The organism is Arthrobacter sp. NPDC090010 (genome assembly GCF_044748305.1).
Lineage (GTDB): Bacteria > Actinomycetota > Actinomycetes > Actinomycetales > Micrococcaceae > Arthrobacter_E.
Genome location: NZ_JBIVFT010000015.1, coordinates 12,130 through 27,920, shown reverse-complemented (window position 1 = coordinate 27,920; position 15,791 = coordinate 12,130). Strand labels below are relative to the sequence as shown.

At 66.7% G+C, this 15,791-nt stretch carries 11 protein-coding genes; 4 read left to right on the top strand and 7 right to left on the bottom strand.

What is annotated here, in order from left to right:
- Positions 1-60: 60 nt before the first annotated feature.
- A complete protein-coding gene (locus tag ACIPXZ_RS16700) occupies positions 61-1,131 on the top strand; it encodes a Gfo/Idh/MocA family protein (protein ID WP_400596390.1) in 1,071 nt (356 codons plus the stop codon).
- Positions 1,132-1,215: 84 nt separating this feature from the next.
- Here ACIPXZ_RS16700 and ACIPXZ_RS16695 read toward each other — a convergent pair whose 3' ends face one another.
- The 3 genes from ACIPXZ_RS16695 to purH all read right to left on the bottom strand — a co-directional run bounded on the left by ACIPXZ_RS16695 (position 1,216) and on the right by purH (position 6,180).
- On the bottom strand, positions 1,216-1,659 hold the full coding sequence (locus tag ACIPXZ_RS16695) for a DoxX family protein (protein WP_400596388.1): 444 nt from the start codon (positions 1,657-1,659) through the stop codon (positions 1,216-1,218).
- A gap of 395 nt (positions 1,660-2,054) precedes the next feature.
- On the bottom strand, positions 2,055-4,277 hold the full coding sequence (locus tag ACIPXZ_RS16690) for an NADP-dependent isocitrate dehydrogenase (RefSeq protein WP_400596386.1): 2,223 nt from the start codon (positions 4,275-4,277) through the stop codon (positions 2,055-2,057).
- Positions 4,278-4,509: 232 nt separating this feature from the next.
- The gene (gene purH / locus ACIPXZ_RS16685; protein WP_400596384.1) at positions 4,510-6,180 is read right to left on the bottom strand and encodes a bifunctional phosphoribosylaminoimidazolecarboxamide formyltransferase/IMP cyclohydrolase; all 1,671 of its coding nucleotides are present in this window, start codon (positions 6,178-6,180) and stop codon (positions 4,510-4,512) included.
- A 254-nt stretch (positions 6,181-6,434) separates the two neighbouring features.
- Here purH and ACIPXZ_RS16680 point away from each other — a divergent pair, with 254 nt between their 5' ends.
- The 3 genes from ACIPXZ_RS16680 to ACIPXZ_RS16670 all read left to right on the top strand — a co-directional run bounded on the left by ACIPXZ_RS16680 (position 6,435) and on the right by ACIPXZ_RS16670 (position 9,508).
- A complete protein-coding gene (locus ACIPXZ_RS16680) occupies positions 6,435-7,505 on the top strand; it encodes an N-acetylglucosamine kinase (protein ID WP_400596382.1) in 1,071 nt (356 codons plus the stop codon).
- The gene (gene murQ / locus ACIPXZ_RS16675; RefSeq protein WP_400596380.1) at positions 7,489-8,430 is read left to right on the top strand and encodes an N-acetylmuramic acid 6-phosphate etherase; all 942 of its coding nucleotides are present in this window, start codon (positions 7,489-7,491) and stop codon (positions 8,428-8,430) included. Before ACIPXZ_RS16680 ends, murQ begins: the two co-directional genes overlap by 17 nt.
- 127 nt (positions 8,431-8,557) lie before the next feature.
- Positions 8,558-9,508, top strand: a complete 951-nt coding sequence (locus ACIPXZ_RS16670; RefSeq protein WP_400596378.1) for a hypothetical protein — start codon at positions 8,558-8,560, stop codon at positions 9,506-9,508.
- Positions 9,509-9,712: 204 nt separating this feature from the next.
- On the opposite strand, the gene ACIPXZ_RS16665 is transcribed toward ACIPXZ_RS16670, so the two are convergent.
- The 4 genes from ACIPXZ_RS16665 to ACIPXZ_RS16650 all read right to left on the bottom strand — a co-directional run bounded on the left by ACIPXZ_RS16665 (position 9,713) and on the right by ACIPXZ_RS16650 (position 15,750).
- A complete protein-coding gene (locus ACIPXZ_RS16665) occupies positions 9,713-12,328 on the bottom strand; it encodes a phosphatidylglycerol lysyltransferase domain-containing protein (protein ID WP_400596425.1) in 2,616 nt (871 codons plus the stop codon).
- 55 nt (positions 12,329-12,383) lie between these two features.
- Positions 12,384-13,691 (bottom strand): alpha/beta hydrolase, encoded by a 1,308-nt coding sequence (locus ACIPXZ_RS16660; RefSeq protein WP_400596376.1) that lies wholly within the window; start codon positions 13,689-13,691, stop codon positions 12,384-12,386.
- A gap of 96 nt (positions 13,692-13,787) precedes the next feature.
- A complete protein-coding gene (gene purN / locus ACIPXZ_RS16655; RefSeq protein WP_400596374.1) occupies positions 13,788-14,351 on the bottom strand; it encodes a phosphoribosylglycinamide formyltransferase in 564 nt (187 codons plus the stop codon).
- A gap of 43 nt (positions 14,352-14,394) precedes the next feature.
- On the bottom strand, positions 14,395-15,750 hold the full coding sequence (locus ACIPXZ_RS16650; protein ID WP_400596372.1) for a DUF6350 family protein: 1,356 nt from the start codon (positions 15,748-15,750) through the stop codon (positions 14,395-14,397).
- Between the last annotated feature and the right edge of the window lie 41 nt (positions 15,751-15,791).

Below are 15,791 nucleotides of genomic sequence, written 5' to 3'. Positions count from 1 at the left end.
CACTCCTTGTGAAGCCATGGACCCGTTCCACGCCACTGAGCCTGGTGCAATGATGGGTCCATGGCTTCACTCATCCCCCGCCCTTGGCTCCTGTCCCAAGAACAACAGAACCCCGCCATCGCCACCGGACGGCCCTTGCGCTGGGGTGTGGTGTCCACGGGAGGCATCGCCCGTTCCGTCACGGCGGACCTCGCCCTTCTGCAGGATGCCGAACTGTACGCCGTGAGTTCACGCTCGCAGCAGACAGCCGATTCGTTCGCGGAGGGCCACGGCTTCTCGCGCGGCTACGGGGACGACGACGGCGTACCCGGCTACCAGCGCATGGTGGAGGATCCCGCCGTCGACGTCGTCTACGTCGCCACTCCGCATGCTCAGCACTTCGAGATCGCGAAGGCCGCCGTGAAGGCCGGCAAGGCGGTGCTGGTCGAGAAGGCCATCACCATCAATGCCCGCGAGGCGGAGGAACTGACCGCGTTGGCCCGGGACAAGGGCGTGTTCCTCATGGAAGCCATGTGGAGCCGCTTCCTGCCGTCCATCCAGCGGGCGTTCGAGATCGCCGCGAGCGGGGAGCTCGGTGCTGTTCATTGGATCTCTGCCGACCTCGGGTTCCCATGCCCGCCCAATCCCGAAGCCCGCATCTGGGCCAGGCGCGACGGCGGCGGCGCGCTCCTGGATCTGACGGTCTATCCGCTGCTCTGGCCCCTGGGCATTCTCGGCTTCCCCGATGCGGTGGACGCCCGGGGGACGCTGACGGAACAGCGTGTCGACTCACAGAACCTGCTGAGCCTGGGTTACTCCGGCGGAGCACAGGCCTCGCTCACATCGTCCTTGCTGGCACACGGCCCACGCAGCGCCACCGTCGCCGGGGAGCTCGGGACACTGCAGACCTTCGGCTCCGTCAACAACCCCCGGGAACTGCACATCCGGATCGGGCAGAGCGAACCCCGGGTGGAGATCTTCGATCCTGTGGGTACGGGCTACAGCTACGAATTGCGCGAAGTCACGCGGTGTGTGCAGCAGGGCCTCCTGGAGAGTCCGACCATGCCCTGGGCGGATTCCGTCAACATCATGCGTCTCTTCGACGGGGTCCGTGCGCAGCTGGGCGTCAGCTACCCGAACGACGAGCGCTGACCTCCTTCGCCCCCGATACGCCAGTAGGCGCCCTTATCCGAGGCGGATAAGGGCGCCTACTGGCGTTTCGCGTGGGGTTGAGAGCTACGCGGAGGCTGCGATCCTGCTCCCGCGACGGCCGAAGACCAGCGCGTCGAGAGAGAAGCGTCCGGCCCCGGCGATGGCCAGCGCCAGGGCGCCGACGCCGAGAACCAGCACGAGCTCCATGCCGCCCTGGTCGACGAAAAGACCCGCCTGGGCGTGCACCAGGACGATGGCTCCGAGCATGTCGAGCGCCAGCAAGGCGCCGACGACCCTGGTCACAAGGCCCAGCACGAGCGCGGCGCCGCCGATCAGCTCGAGGAAGGCGATCGCCGGCCCGGCGATCTCTGCGGCCGGGACACCCATCTGTCCGAAGGAGCCCTGCACTCCCGGAAGGGTGAATTCAAAGACCTTCTGCCAGCCGTGGGCGAAGAAAACCACCCCCAGCGCAATCCTCAGAACGGCCAGCGCGGTGTCGGTGGTACGGGAAGTCGAAGTGGAAGCCATGGGGTCCTCGCAATCGGTGGTCATCGGTTTCGGTGGCCTCTGGGCGGGCAAATCAATTGAAGCTTCAACTTCATCCTGACAAGAATGTCATCACAATGTCAAAGGAAGTGACACAAACCACTCCCGCCGAGCCCGCTTGTTGAGTGCGAACTCGCGCCCTGAGCGAGCGATTTCGCACTCAACCAGCGAGTTCGGCGGATGGGTGAGGTGGGCAGGACACGTGGGCAGGACAAGTGAGCAGGACACGTGGGCCCGGCCGGCGGAGCAGACCGTTGAGGCATTCGCCCATGCACCGAACACCGGATACGACGACGACGGCGGCCGCTCGCCTTCAGCTGAAGGCAAACGGCCGCCGTCGGGCCCGGTCAGTTCCGGGACGTCGCAGAGGCGGACGGCTAGGCGCTGAACCCGTCGACCAGCGCGTTCAGAGTCGCCGAGGGGCGCATGGCCGTAGTGGCCTTGTCCTCGTCCGGGCGGTAGTAGCCGCCCAGGTCCACGGGGTGACCCTGCACGGCCAGGAGCTCGGACACGATGGCCTGCTCCTGCTCGGCGAGCTTCGCCGCAAACGGGGCGAAGGCTTCCGCCAGCTCGGCGTTGTCCTTCTGAGCCGCCAGCTCCTGAGCCCAGTACAGGGCCAGGTAGAAGTGCGAGCCACGGTTGTCGATGGTGCCGAGCTTGCGGCCCGGGGACTTGTTCTCCAGCAGGAAGGTTCCCGTCGCACGATCCAGGGCGTCGGCCAGAACCTTGGCACCGGGAGTCCCGGCCTGCTCGGCGTAGAGCTCCAGGGACGGGACCAGCGCGAAGAACTCGCCGAGGGAGTCCCAACGGAGGTAGTCCTCGGCCACGAGCTGCTGAACGTGCTTCGGGGCCGAGCCGCCGGCACCGGTTTCGAACAGGCCGCCACCGTTGATCAGCGGAACCACGGAGAGCATCTTGGCACTGGTGCCCAGTTCCAGGATCGGGAACAGGTCCGTCAGGTAGTCGCGCAGGACGTTGCCGGTCACGGAGATGGTGTCCTCGCCGCGGCGAAGACGCTCCACGGTGAAGGTGGTCGCTTCTTCCGGGGCCAGGATACGGATGTCCAGTCCCTCGGTGTCGTGCTCCTTGAGGTACTCGTCCACCTTGGCGATCAGCTGCGCGTCGTGTGCACGGCTCGCATCCAGCCAGAACACGGCAGGGGTCTGGCTGGCCCGGGCACGGGTCACTGCGAGCTTGACCCAGTCGCGGACCGGCACGTCCTTGGTCTGGCAGGCGCGCCAGATGTCGCCCGGCTCCACACTGTGCTCCATGAGCACGGTGCCATCGGCCGCAACCACCTGAACGGTGCCGGCCTTGGCGATTTCGAAGGTCTTGTTGTGGCTGCCGTACTCCTCGGCGGCCTGGGCCATGAGCCCGACGTTCGGGACGGTGCCCATGGTGGTGGGATCGTACGCACCATTGGCCCGGCAGTCCTCGATCACGGCCTGGTAGACACCGGCGTAGCTCGAATCCGGCAGTACCGCCAGGGTGTCGTGCTCCTTGCCGTCCGCGCCCCACATATGGCCGGAGGTCCGGATCATGGCCGGCATGGAGGCGTCCACGATCACGTCGGAGGGCACGTGGAGGTTGGTGATGCCCTTGTCCGAATCCACCATGGCCAGCGCAGGTCCGTCCTCAAGACCCTTGGCGATGAGGGCGCGGACGCCGTCGCGGATGTCCTCCGGAAGCTCGTCGATGCCGGCAAGGATCGCGGCGAGTCCGTTGTTCGGGCTGAGCTCGGCCGCGGCCAACTGCTCACCGTAGGTGGCGAAGAGCTCGTGGAAGTAGGCCTTGACCACGTGGCCGAAGATGATCGGGTCGGAGACCTTCATCATGGTGGCCTTGAGGTGTGCAGAGAAGAGGACGCCCTCTTCCTTGGCCCGCTGCACGGCGCCGGCCAGGAACTCGTCCAGGGCTGCGGCGCGCAGAACCGTGGAGTCCACCACTTCGCCGGCCAGGACCTTGAGATCCTTGAGGAGGACCTTGACGGAACCGTCCGCGAACACTTCCTGGATGGTCAGGACATCGTCCTTGGCCAGGGTCACGGACTTCTCGTTGGAGCGGAAGTCGTTCTGGCCCATGGTGGCCACATTGGTCTTGGAGTCGGAGGACCAGGCACCCATGGAGTGCGGGTTCTTCCGCGCGTAGGTCTTGACCGAAAGCGGCGCGCGGCGATCCGAGTTGCCCTCACGCAGGACCGGGTTCACGGCCGAGCCCTTGATCTTGTCGTAGCGCGAACGGATGTCCGTCTCCTCGTCGGAGGAGGGGTTGTCCGGGTAGTCCGGAAGGGCGTAACCCTGGCCCTGCAGTTCGGTGATGGCGGCCTTCAGCTGCGGAATCGATGCCGAGATGTTCGGCAGCTTGATGATGTTCGCTTCAGGGGTCTTGGCCAGCTGGCCGAGCTCCGCGAGGGCGTCCCCGATGCGCTGATCCTCCTCGAGGAAATCGCTGAACGCGGAGATGATCCGGCCGGAGAGGGAGATGTCCCGGGTTTCGATGTCCACACCCGCACGGGAGGCATAAGCCTTGACGATCGGAAGGAACGAATGAGTGGCCAACATGGGCGCTTCATCAGTGTGGGTGTAGATGATCTTTGCCATCAGGGCGTCTCCTACTTGCTGCTGGTATTACCTTCGAGGATGTTGTAAGGCTCTCCCAGCCTACTCGCTGGGCTGCCGGGGAGCCGGGTCGTGCGGGGTGCCTGCGGACGACGACGGCGGGCCGTCGTGTCGGGCGCCGCGGCGCGCCGTCGTCGTTCCGGAGTCCGCGGACGTCCCAGGCGGGAGGCCCCGAGACGGGCTCGGAGCCTCCCTGCTCAGGCGAAGAAACTGATCAGTGGAAGAAGTGGCGGGAACCGGTGAAGTACATCGTCACGCCGGCCGCCTTGGCGGCCTCGACGACCTCCTCATCCCGCACCGAACCGCCGGGCTGGACGACGGCGCGCACACCGGCGTCGAGCAGGATCTGCAGGCCGTCGGCGAAGGGGAAGAACGCATCGGACGCGGCCACGGCACCACGGGCACGCTCGGGAGCGCCGGCCGCCGTGACGTTGGAGGCGCCGCCCGCGGCGTCGACCTCGGATTCCACGGCGACACCCAGGGTGTTGGCGCGCTCGACCGCCAGGCGGCAGGAATCCACCCGGTTGACCTGGCCCATGCCGATGCCCACCGTGCCGCCATCCTTGGCGAGCAGGATGGCATTGGACTTCGCCGCGCGGATGGCGCGCCAGGCGAAGGCCAGTTCGGCGAGCGTCTCCTCGTCCGCGGCCTCACCGGTGGCGAGGGTCCAGTTCTCCGGGGCATCGCCGTCGGCGTCGATGCGATCCGACATCTGAACCAGCATGCCGCCGGAGACCTGACGCAGCTCGGCCGGGTAGCGGCCGTAGCCGTCAGGCAGTGCGAGCAGGCGGATGTTCTTCTTCTTGGAGAGGATCTCCACGGCTTCCGGATCGAAGTCCGGGGCGATGACCACCTCGGTGAAGATGCCGGCCAGCGTCTCGGCCATGCCCTTGGACACGGTGCGGTTGGCGGCCACGACGCCACCGTAGGCGGACACCGGATCGCAGGCATGGGCCTTGCGGTGGGCATCGGCGATGGGATCCTCAGCGCCAGGGGTGGCCACGGCCACGCCGCACGGATTGGCGTGCTTGACCACTGCGACGGCGGGCTCGGCGAAATCGAAAGCGGCTCGCAGGGCGGCGTCGGCATCGACGAAGTTGTTGTAGCTCATGGCCTTGCCGTGCAGCTGATCGGCCTGGGCGATGCCCGCCGGAGCGGCCTTGTCAACGTAGAGGGCCGCCTGCTGATGCGGGTTCTCACCGTAGCGGAGCACCTCGGAACGCTCCAGGGAGACGCCGGCGTAGGCGGGCCAGTCGATGACGCCGTCGCCGTCCTCATCGAGGAACTGGGTCGCCGTCCAGCTGGCCACCGCGTTGTCGTAGCTGGCCGTGTGCGCGAAGGCGCGGGCGGCGAGGACTCGTCGCTCCTTCAGGCTGAAACCGCCCTCGGTGGCGGCGGCGATGACGCGCGGGTAGTACAGCGGGTCCGTGACGATGGCGACGGCGGCGTGATTCTTCGCGGCGGACCGAACCATGGCGGGTCCCCCGATGTCGATCTGCTCGACGACGTCGTCCAGCGCAGCACCGGACTTCACGGTCTCCACGAACGGGTAAAGGTTGACGACCACCAGGTCGAAGGTGTCGATCTCCATCTCGGAGAGCGTGTCCATGTGGGCCGGGACGCGGCGGTCCGCCAGGATGCCGCCGTGGATGCGGGGGTGCAGGGTCTTGACACGGCCGTCCAGCATCTCCGGCGAGCCGGTGACCTGCTCGACCTCGGTGACGGGGATGCCGAGCGCGGCGATCTTCTTGGCGGTGGAACCGGTGGAGACCAGCGCGACGCCGGCGGCATGCAGGCCGCGGGCCAGCTCCTCCAGCCCGGTCTTGTCGTAGACGGAGATCAGGGCCCGGCGGATGGGAACACGGTCAAGCTGCGTGACGGTCACGGATGGGACTCCAAAATGGCACGGATTCGGCGTACGCAGCCAGCACGGGCCCACGCACGGCGACATCGATTGGCGGGATGAAGCCATTTTATCGCGTGAGACGGTTCGTCCCTACCGCATGACCTGACGGCCGCCACCAGCCCACCGATTGATCGAAAGTGGTGTTTAGAAGATTCTTTCAATCTTGTTCACACAGGATGAGTCATCCTTAACAGTCTGTTGCGCGCGCGGGAGCGGCACTAGTGTGGGTGTTCATGACAGTCTTTCCGGATCAGAGCGACCTCCAGGACCCCGCGTCCTCCCGCCTGCCGGGACATCTGCCCTCCGATTCCGCCGCGCTCTCGTCCCAGCCCGTCGCCGAATCCGGGCCCGTACTGATCGCCGACATCGGCAAGAGCCGCTGCCGGCTGGAACTCCGCAGCCATCCCTCCGAGGGCTCGGACGTCCTCGCCTCCACAGTGCTCGACGGATTCCCCGGCCTCGCCACGGCCGGCGGACTCGAAACGGCCTTCCTCATGATCACGGACGGCTCCGCGCATCTCCGCATCTCCGAGGCGGACGGGACTCCGCTCCCCCGGCCGGCGGCCATCGGCGCCGCCATCGCAGGAGTGGCCTCCGACGAGACCGGGTCCCGGGAACTCGCACATCGCCTGGCCGGACACTTCTCGGTTCCGGCCGCCGTCATCTCGGACGCCACAGCCGCCCATCTGGGGGCCTTCGGCTCCTCACCCGGCGCGGCCGTGGTCATCGGTACCGGCGCGGTGGTGTTCCGTTTCGACGGGGAAGGAACCCTTCATCGGGCCGACGGCTGGGGCCCCTTGCTGGGTGACCGAGGCAGTGGCCGCTGGATCGGTCAGCAAGGTCTCTCCGCAGTCCTCCAGGAGCTCGACGGCGGTCCCGCCACCCTCCTTTCGGATGCTGAGGGCCTGCCCGTGCCGGTTCTCGACCTCCCCGGCTGGCTGGGCGCCGCCGCAAACCCCTACCGTGCCATGGGGAGCTTCACCCCACGGGTCCTCGACGCGGCTGCTGCGGGCGACGCGGTGGCCCTGGACATCGTGGACCGCGCGTGCGGCCACGTGGCCCGTTCGGTCGGCCGGGCGCTCACCTCGGGCCCCGCCACACACCCCGGCGACCCGTCCCGGCGCGTGGCTCTCCTGGGCGGCGTCAGCGAGTCACCCGTCTTCAACGCCCACCTCAGCTCGGCGCTCCAAGCTGTCGGCGCCGTCGTCGTACCGGCACTCGGCACCGGACTCGACGGCGCCGCGCTCGCCACCCAGCCGGATCTCCTCCAGGAAAGGTACATCTACCGTGACCAGCCAGCCTGAACCCGAAGACACCCTCGCCGCACTGCGCGAGCAGCTCTCGGGCCTGTCCACCGAGGCCGCCAATCCTGAACTGTCGGCGATCGACAGCATGAGCACTGCGGAGCTGGTCCGTGCCATGAATGGTCAGGATGCACTGGTGGCTTCCGCCGTGGCCCGTGAGCTGGATTCCGTCGCCGCCGCGGTCGACGGCGTGTACGGGAAGCTGGCGGCGGGAGGCCGGCTGATCTATACGGGTGCCGGTACCGCCGGGCGGGTGGGCGTGCTGGATGCCAGCGAGTGTCCCCCGACCTACGGCACCGACCCGAGCATGGTGGTCGGCGTGATCGCGGGGGGCGCACAAGCCATCCGGAACGCCGTGGAGAATGCCGAGGACGACGCCGAAGCCGGCGCAGCCGATCTCGCCGCACTCGGGATCGGGCCGGGGGACGCCGTCGTGGGCATCTCGGCATCCGGCCGGACCCCGTACGTCGTGGGCGCCCTGGAGTCGGCACGGGCCGCCGGCGCGTTCACCGTCGCCCTGGCCTGCAATACGAACTCGGCCATCGGGGCCGCCGCCGAGGTGGCTATCGAGGTCGAGGTCGGCCCGGAGTTCGTCGCCGGCTCCACCCGGCTGAAGTCCGGGACCGCCCAGAAGCTCGTGGTCAACATGATCAGCACGCTCAGCATGGTCAAGCTCGGGAAGACCTACGGCAACATGATGGTGGACCTCCAGGCCACCAACGCCAAGTTGCGGGCCCGTTCGCAGCGCACCGTCCAGCAGGCCACGGGAGCCGAACCGCTGGAAGCAGCAAGGGCGCTGGACGCCGCCGGAGGGTCGGTGAAGCTCGCCATCCTCATGGTGCTCACGGGGGCGGACGCCGATGCCGGCCGGGCCGCCCTGGAGGCATCGCACGGTTATCTGCGCGCCGCGGTCCAAGCGTTCTAGACGTGTCCACACAGCGATGATCGAGCAACCTCTCCCACCCGGCCAGCCTCTCCCACCCGCGGCGCCGCCTGAAGCGTGGGGGCCTCCTCCCAGACGACGCCGCCGCTGGCCCTGGATCATCGCCGCCGTGCTGGTTCTGGGGCTGGGTGCCGTCGGTGTCGCCGCCACGGTGCCCGCGCCGGCACCAGCCGCCCGGCCTCCCGCACCGCGCATCCTGATGGCAGGTGTGCCGGGCTATCAGTCGATCGTGGACTCGGTGAAAGCCAAGGCGGACCTCTACCGCAGCGAATGGAAGGCCGGGCGTCTGAACCTCTTCGTGCCGGCGACGCCTGCAGGCACGAACTACATCCGGGAGTACCTCGCCGACCTGGACTCCCGTCATGTGGCGGGGCTGGCCCTGGGCGGGCTGAGCGGCCAGGACAAGGCCGTCCTGGCCAGAGGCTTGAGCGGATATCTCAGCTCGGTCGATTCCCTCGAAAAGAAGTTCCGCTCACTGGCACCGCTCGGGACCGCCGGGACGTTCAGAAACGCGGCGGGCAAGCCCGTGTCGTTCACCGGGAAGATCTCACCCAAACAGGAGAACGCACGCCTGGAAGCCCTGGCCCGCGGCTGGGTGGCCGAGCCGGATGCCGAAGGCTCGTACATCCCCTCCGCGACGGCGCTGGTCCAGACCTTCGGACTCTCCGTGGAGTGGGACTTCCAGAAACTATCGGCTCAGTGCCCGTCCAAAGGCCCGGTGCCGGCCGACGTCGTCGCGGTCTTCTGCACGGCCACTCCCCTGGTGATCTACGCGAATCGGGACACGGCTGCCGCGGGGCAGGTGTTCTACTCACCCGTGATCGTGAGCGTCCTCAAACACGAGCTGTCCCATTATCTGATCACCCAGGTATGCGGAACCCCGGATCCGACGGCTGCGGGGAAGGACTTCGAAGCCATCACCAACTCATACGCGGTGCAATTCCTCGGGGCCGGCTACGAGGATCTGCAGCAGTCAGCAGACGGCCCGCACCCCGAGTACCGGATGACTGATCGCACGGATTCGCTGGCTCGCAAGATCCACGGCGGCGGCTGCATCTGAAGTTCCGCCGCAAGGCTCACGGGAGAACTCATTCGTTCCATGCGGACCGGCTACTTGCCCGGTAGTCCAGCCGAGCTCGCTAGCTGCTTGCGACGTCGCTACCACTGCGAGCGGTTTCGCACCGAGACAGCGAGCTCGACGGGGCCAGAGTGCACACATGGCGGACTCGGCGGAACACAGGGAACCTCGCCGCGGAAGGATTCCTCAGTCCTTGTTGCGGCCCAGCATCCGGGCCAGCGCCATGGTCTCCCGTGTCGAGACATCGGGAAGATACGCCCTCGCCAAGGAGACCCCGATGCCGGGCAGCGCGAGGACGTCCGGATAGGCCATGGACAAGGTGACGTACTCCGGGTGGAACTTCGCCTTGAAGCGGAACAGCGAGCTGAAGCCGTACGCCGGTTCCAGCGTCCGCGAGAGCCATGCCAGGAACGCGTCGACGCCGGCCTTGCCCGCCGCAGCCTCCGTGCCCGGAGGCAGCGGTTTGGTCGCCAACGGAGCACCAGACAGGCTCATGAAACGGTAGCCGTGCTCCTGCATGTACAGCGCCGAGGACGCGATCAGGAACTCCATGACGCCGTTGAAGGACTCCGGCGAACGACGCATGAAGTCTAGCGTCCAGCCGACCGTCTCATCGTTTTCCTGGATCGGCATCCAGGAGGTGACCGCTTCGATCCGGCCGTCCTGATCCAATGCCAGCATCAGCCGGACCTCGGGATCCTTCAGCTCATCCAGTCCGCCGAGCGTGAATCCCATCTCCGGCAGTTTGTTCTCTGCGACCCAGGCCTCGGAGATCGCGACGATCTCCGTGCTGGCGGCGAAGGAAAGCTCTGCCCAGGAAGTCCATACCGTGGTGTGGCCTTCGCGCACGGCCTTGTTCAACGCCGTGCGGACGCTCTGCCAGTGTTTGCCCTTCATGGAGAACTCCGGGGTGTGGACCACCGTCTCCTCTCCAACGGACATGGTCCGCCAGCCGAGTTCTTCGAACACCGCCAAGAGCTCCGGGTGGAAGGAATAGAACACCGGGGTCCAGTTGTGCTCGTCGCAGAAGTCGAGGAACTCCCCCACCGTGGCTTTGGCTTCACCACGGGCGCAGACCGGGTCACCAAGGACGATCGCATTGTCGTTGACCACCCGGTACGCCAGTGCCGCATCACCGTCGCGACGGAACCACGGGGTGTTGCCCTCCCAGGTGGTCATGTGCCCCAAGGAGCCCCCACCGTGGCGCTGCAGCAGCGTCCGGAAGCGTTCGACGTCGCGCGCCGTGTCCATCCGCGGTGAACGGGTCAGCAGCCAGATCATGGTGCCCAGCACGACGGCCCAGAACAAGGCGCCGGACCATTGATACGCCCAGCTGATCGGCGAGTGGCGAGGCAGTACGATGTGCGTCGGCCCACCGACGAAGTGTGGCGGCAGGAACCGTCGCGGGGTGTCGAGCAGCAGCCGCAAGGGATCGGTCTTGGGCAGGATCGAGGACATGTCCGCGAGTGCGGTCAGATAGTAGGCCGCCGCCGTGACGACGAAGGCGATGAGCACGATCAGCCAGAAGCGACGGTATGCGCGCTTCGGCGCCCGAATCCCGAAGTGCTTCCGGGTGATGAACAGCATCACCAAGGACGCGAGGGGCACGAGCGCAGCAGTGACGACCCAGACCGTCAGTTCCGCCCCGTTGAAGGGGCGGTGCAGATGAGAGCCGCCCTGAGCGATCACACGGACCACGCCGAAGGAGCTCGGCGCGTAGAGCAGGATCGCGGCATTGACCGAGACGGCCAGCCACCATCCGAAGCGGCGTCCGCGGTACAGCCCCCAGGCGGCCACGCCCAGAAGGATCAACGGCAGGAACGACATGGCCATCATGCCGGGCCCCTGAGATCCGATCCGCGCCAGCTGTCTGACGCACAGCCGGGTCATGGGGAAATCACCCTTGCACGCGGACAGCACCGCATGCGGATCGATCGAGTCGTTCATGAACAGATAGGAGCCGAAGGCGAACGGCGTGAGATCCGTGCTGCCCAGGAAGGCCACCAGCGGGCCGAAAGCCGTCACCAGGACGACGGCGGCCACCAGGGTCCGGGTCTCGCGATGGGAGCTGTGCGGCACCCGTAGTGAGTGGAGGCGGGAACTGAGCAGCATGCCCAGCGGCAGCCCCACCAGCACCGCGATCAAGCGGTAGAGATCCTCGGGGTCACCGGAGTAGAGCACGAAGATCAAGACGTAGGTGAGGAGGATGACTCGGATCCGTCGGCGCCACAGCAGGCCCATGCTCGACGTGGCGGCGGCGAGCGCTCCCATGAGGCCCGTCATCGGGTCCACCGTCAGGGCGGTCGACGCACCGGTGGACCACCATTCCCAGGTCAGCGTCCCGATCCATTGCAGGAGGACCCCGAGAATGCCGCCGATCACGCCCGTGGCGACGAACGCGATGGCCGCCTTCCGCGTGCCGAAAGTCCGTTCCGCGAGGCCCAGGAGGACCAGCGCTCCGCCGATGGACACGAAGGTGGAAAGCGTGTCCTGTGGCAGGACGAGAGCGGTGAACGGTGTCCACCAATGTCCGGCCAGGAAGGTGCTGTCCACCCCGAGCCCCCACTCTCGGCTCAGCTGGACGCTGTCCCGTCCCACGAGACTTCCCGAGAAGACGGAGGCCGAGAGGAATACCGCGGCCATGAGGAAGGAGAACGGGATACGGCGGAAGAATCCGTCCAGCACGTCCTTGGTGTTGCGCAGCCTGCCCGGCGTCCTGGGCGGGACTCCGAGGTCAGGCACCGCGGGTGTATCCGACGGCTGCTCCTGCGGTTTCCCGGCAGAACCGTTGTCCTCTGTCATCTTCTCCACCCGTCCGGTATCAGCCCTTCCTCATCACATCGTCCACATCTTCAGCCTACGAAGGCGAAAGGCCCCAACGCGGGTACATCACCGCGAATGCCTTGAAAAGCCCGCCCGCCAGCGCATTCCCCACGTGTCCAGCACCAGGGACGCTGTAGAACTCCGTCTGGATGCCTTCCTGGTGCGCCGTGGCGATCGACCGTTTGGCCGCGTTGGTGTAGAACAGGTCCTTGCTGCCCGCCGTGTACAGCGCGAACATGTCGTGGTACTTGCCGTGAGCGACCATGATGTTCCGTGGCTTCACGGCGTCGTACGCCGCCTGGTCACCGTTGAAGAAGTTCGCAAGGGTCTGGGCGGCTTTGTCCGATCCCTGGAACTCCTCACCGGAAATGGAGACGTAGCTGCCGAAGTCCTGCGGGTACTTGTTGGCGAAGTAGCTCGCGCAAGTCCCTCCGTTGGAGTAGCCCATGAATGTCCAGTACTTGCGGTCCTGCAGGATGGGGAGATTCGCCCGGGCCCACGGCAACACATCTTTCATCACATACGTCTCCACGTTGCCCAAGGGACTGTTCAGGCACATCGGGTCCTGAGTGGGATCGCCGAGCTGGTCGACGACCAGGATGATCGGGGCAAGGCCGTGATGTTTGACAGCCATGCTGTCCGCGACGTTGCCGATGATCTGTGCCGTCGGGCTGCCCGGCTGGCCGTTCATCATGATCACGAAGGGCAGGCGCGGCGGGTTGTGCACCAGGGCGGCAGGCGGCAGGTAGAGCCCGGACCACCGCGCTGGGAACCCCGAATGTGTGTTCGGAATCTGGGTGGGGGTCTTCCCCTTCGCACCGTACTTGGCCAGATACTTCGGGGGCGTCCAGCTCTTGTACAGGGGTTCGTTCGCAGGCTCCGTCCGCCAGTCCTTGCGAGGGGCGAAATGCACGGTGTTGTCCGTGTTGATGTTCAGCAGCGAGGCCAACGTCGGGTTCAAACCGTAGGCCGCGTTGATCTGGAAGGCCGCCGTCACCAGGAAAACGAGCACCGAAAGCACGGAGACGATAGGACGCCACCAGCGACCGCCCCGGAGGTTCACCACGGCCAGCAGGATCGCGCCGAGGGCGGCCGGGAACCAGAACCATACATCCGGGAGCAGAGGTTCACCGAAAGTGTTGTCCACGTAGACGATGTACCAGAGAATGCCCAGGCCGATCACGATCCCCGCAAAGAGGGCGATCGCCGCCGTGAGGAACCAACGGGCCTTGCGCTTCTTGAAAATCAGGTACACCAGGACGAGCGCACTCACAATGCTCCACATCATCAGGAACTTCGGTTCGATGATGGTCGTGTCCAGAATGGGTTTCCAGAAAGTCACGGCGAACTCCCTTCACGTGCCAGGAAGCACCCAGCAAAGGCCGCCTCCTGGCGGAGGACCCTGTGGGCCCGGTGAGTGTTCGCTTTTTTATAGCAGTCAGTTCTGAACGATTTCTGACAGTGTCCTGACAAGTAGCCGACGCTCGACCTGCTTGATGCGCTCGTGCAGTTCCGCCTCGGCCTCCCCGTCGCGAACCTCGACGGCCTCCTGCGCGATGATCGGCCCGGTGTCCACACCGGCGTCCGCCCAGTGGACGGTGCAACCCGTGACCTTCACCCCGTAGGCGAGGGCATCCCGGACCCCGTGCGCGCCCGGGAAGGCGGGCAGGAGTGCCGGGTGGGTGTTCAGGTAGCGACCATGGAAGGTTTCGATGAACGACGCGGAGACGATGCGCATGAACCCGGAGGACACCACGACGTCTGGTTCGTAGCTCGCGACCGTCCGGGTGAGTTCGGCATCCCAGACGGACCGGTCGGAGTACTCCCGGAACGGAACCACGAAGGTGCTGATGCCCGCCGCTTCCGCACGTTCCAGCCCGTAGGCGTCGACACGGTCCGCGCCCACTGCGGCGATCTCTAGGGGGAGGTCCCCCGCCTGGACCGCGTCGATGACGGCCTGAAGATTGGAGCCGCTTCCGGACACCAAAACCACGATTCTCATGGTGTCAACGATAGGCCAGTGGCGGCCCTCTTCCGTTCGGCCGTCAGTCGACCGGACGGCTGGCCGAGAACGAGGAACGAGACGGACCGGAGGCATCCTGCGGGGTCTCCAGTTCCCTCAGCTGCCGGCGTTCAAGCCAGGGGGCCATGGTGTGGCCGATGATGACGCCGACGGCGAGCTCGGCGCCGAGGAAGAGCGCGAAGGTCAGAGGCTGTGGGCCGATCTGGCTGAGCCGCCCGAGGCCCAGCGATCCGCTGCACAGCCAGGACAGCACCATGGCGAAAAGCCCCGCCACCGCGCCCACGGCAAGCCCCAGGACGAGTGTGGAGGCACCGGCTGTGAACCAACGGGCCTTGATCCGGATCGAGAGCCACTCGTCGAAGTGGTTCTCTCCTTCACGCAGGAACCACCAGCCGGCCAGCCCACCTGCCAGGACGGGAATCAGCAGCGCGAGGAAGGCGAGCGGCAACTGCCCGGTGGGCAGAGCGGCGAGGACCGGGATGGCTGGCACCGGGCCCACCGCGGTACCGAGAGAACCCGCCGTCGAACCGAGCCCGAAAGTGAAGCCTGCCCCACTCAGCCAGGACAGCGAGTACACCGCCAGATGTGGCAGATAGCCCGCCTGCGCCACGGTCAGCAGCGCTGCTCCCGGGACATCGACGCCGAGACCTTCGTACACACTGACGACGCCGGCCCAATGTGTGATCAGGGCCAGCACGAACATGAGAGAGGACAGCGACAACGCGGCCATGAGCGCCAGGAAGGCCGCCCGGATCACCGTCCACAGATACGAGCCGGCCCAGCGGGAGTGCTGGCTGGTGCGGGAGATCCAGTCGACCGCTTCCACACCGATCAGCCGCGTCCAGGAGCGTGACTCCTGCCGGGCTCCCAGCGTCAGCCCCGCGAGGACCGGCACCAAGGGAATGAGGGTGGCCGAGAAGAGGTTGATCCGCACGTCGACCGTGCCGCAGACGAACGCCGTCGCAAAGGAGAATCCCCCGTACACGAGCAGCGCACCAAGCGCTGCTTGCCACAACTGGTCGGAATAGGAGGCCCTGGCCAGCCGGCGCCCGGCGCGCCACGAGAGCGCGAACGGCAGGAGTGCCAGTCCCCAGGGCAGCAAGGTGAGTGGACCGCCGAGGTCCTGTGACGTGGTGCCTGAGGCATAGAGATGAACGGTGAGGGGCACGCCGTGGATCAGCAGCCAGGCCTGGCCGGCCAGGCGCGCCATGAAGTCCGCTCCCGTCGGTCCGAAACCTCCGCTCATCCAGACCCACACGGTGGGCAGAAGCACGAGCACGGCGGAGATGACGGCCGACTGCGCCGACTCGAGGCCGCCCTGGAGCCAAAGAGGCATGGGTAGGCCGCGGTTTCCGCTCTGATCTGCACGCAATTTCATCCCTTCCATCCTGCCACGCCTTGCTGTGGCCTCGGCGGAAG

Bases quoted from the DNA above. Each gene is read 5' to 3' on its own strand.
- ACIPXZ_RS16700 (WP_400596390.1), top strand. From the start codon at position 61: ATGGCTTCACTCATCCCCCGCCCTTGGCTCCTGTCCCAAGAACAACAG.
- ACIPXZ_RS16695 (WP_400596388.1), bottom strand. From the start codon at position 1,659: ATGGCTTCCACTTCGACTTCCCGTACCACCGACACCGCGCTGGCCGTT.
- ACIPXZ_RS16690 (WP_400596386.1), bottom strand. From the start codon at position 4,277: ATGGCAAAGATCATCTACACCCACACTGATGAAGCGCCCATGTTGGCC.
- ACIPXZ_RS16680 (WP_400596382.1), top strand. From the start codon at position 6,435: ATGACAGTCTTTCCGGATCAGAGCGACCTCCAGGACCCCGCGTCCTCC.
- ACIPXZ_RS16665 (WP_400596425.1), bottom strand. From the start codon at position 12,328: ATGACAGAGGACAACGGTTCTGCCGGGAAACCGCAGGAGCAGCCGTCG.
- purN (WP_400596374.1), bottom strand. From the start codon at position 14,351: ATGAGAATCGTGGTTTTGGTGTCCGGAAGCGGCTCCAATCTTCAGGCC.
- ACIPXZ_RS16650 (WP_400596372.1), bottom strand. From the start codon at position 15,750: ATGAAATTGCGTGCAGATCAGAGCGGAAACCGCGGCCTACCCATGCCT.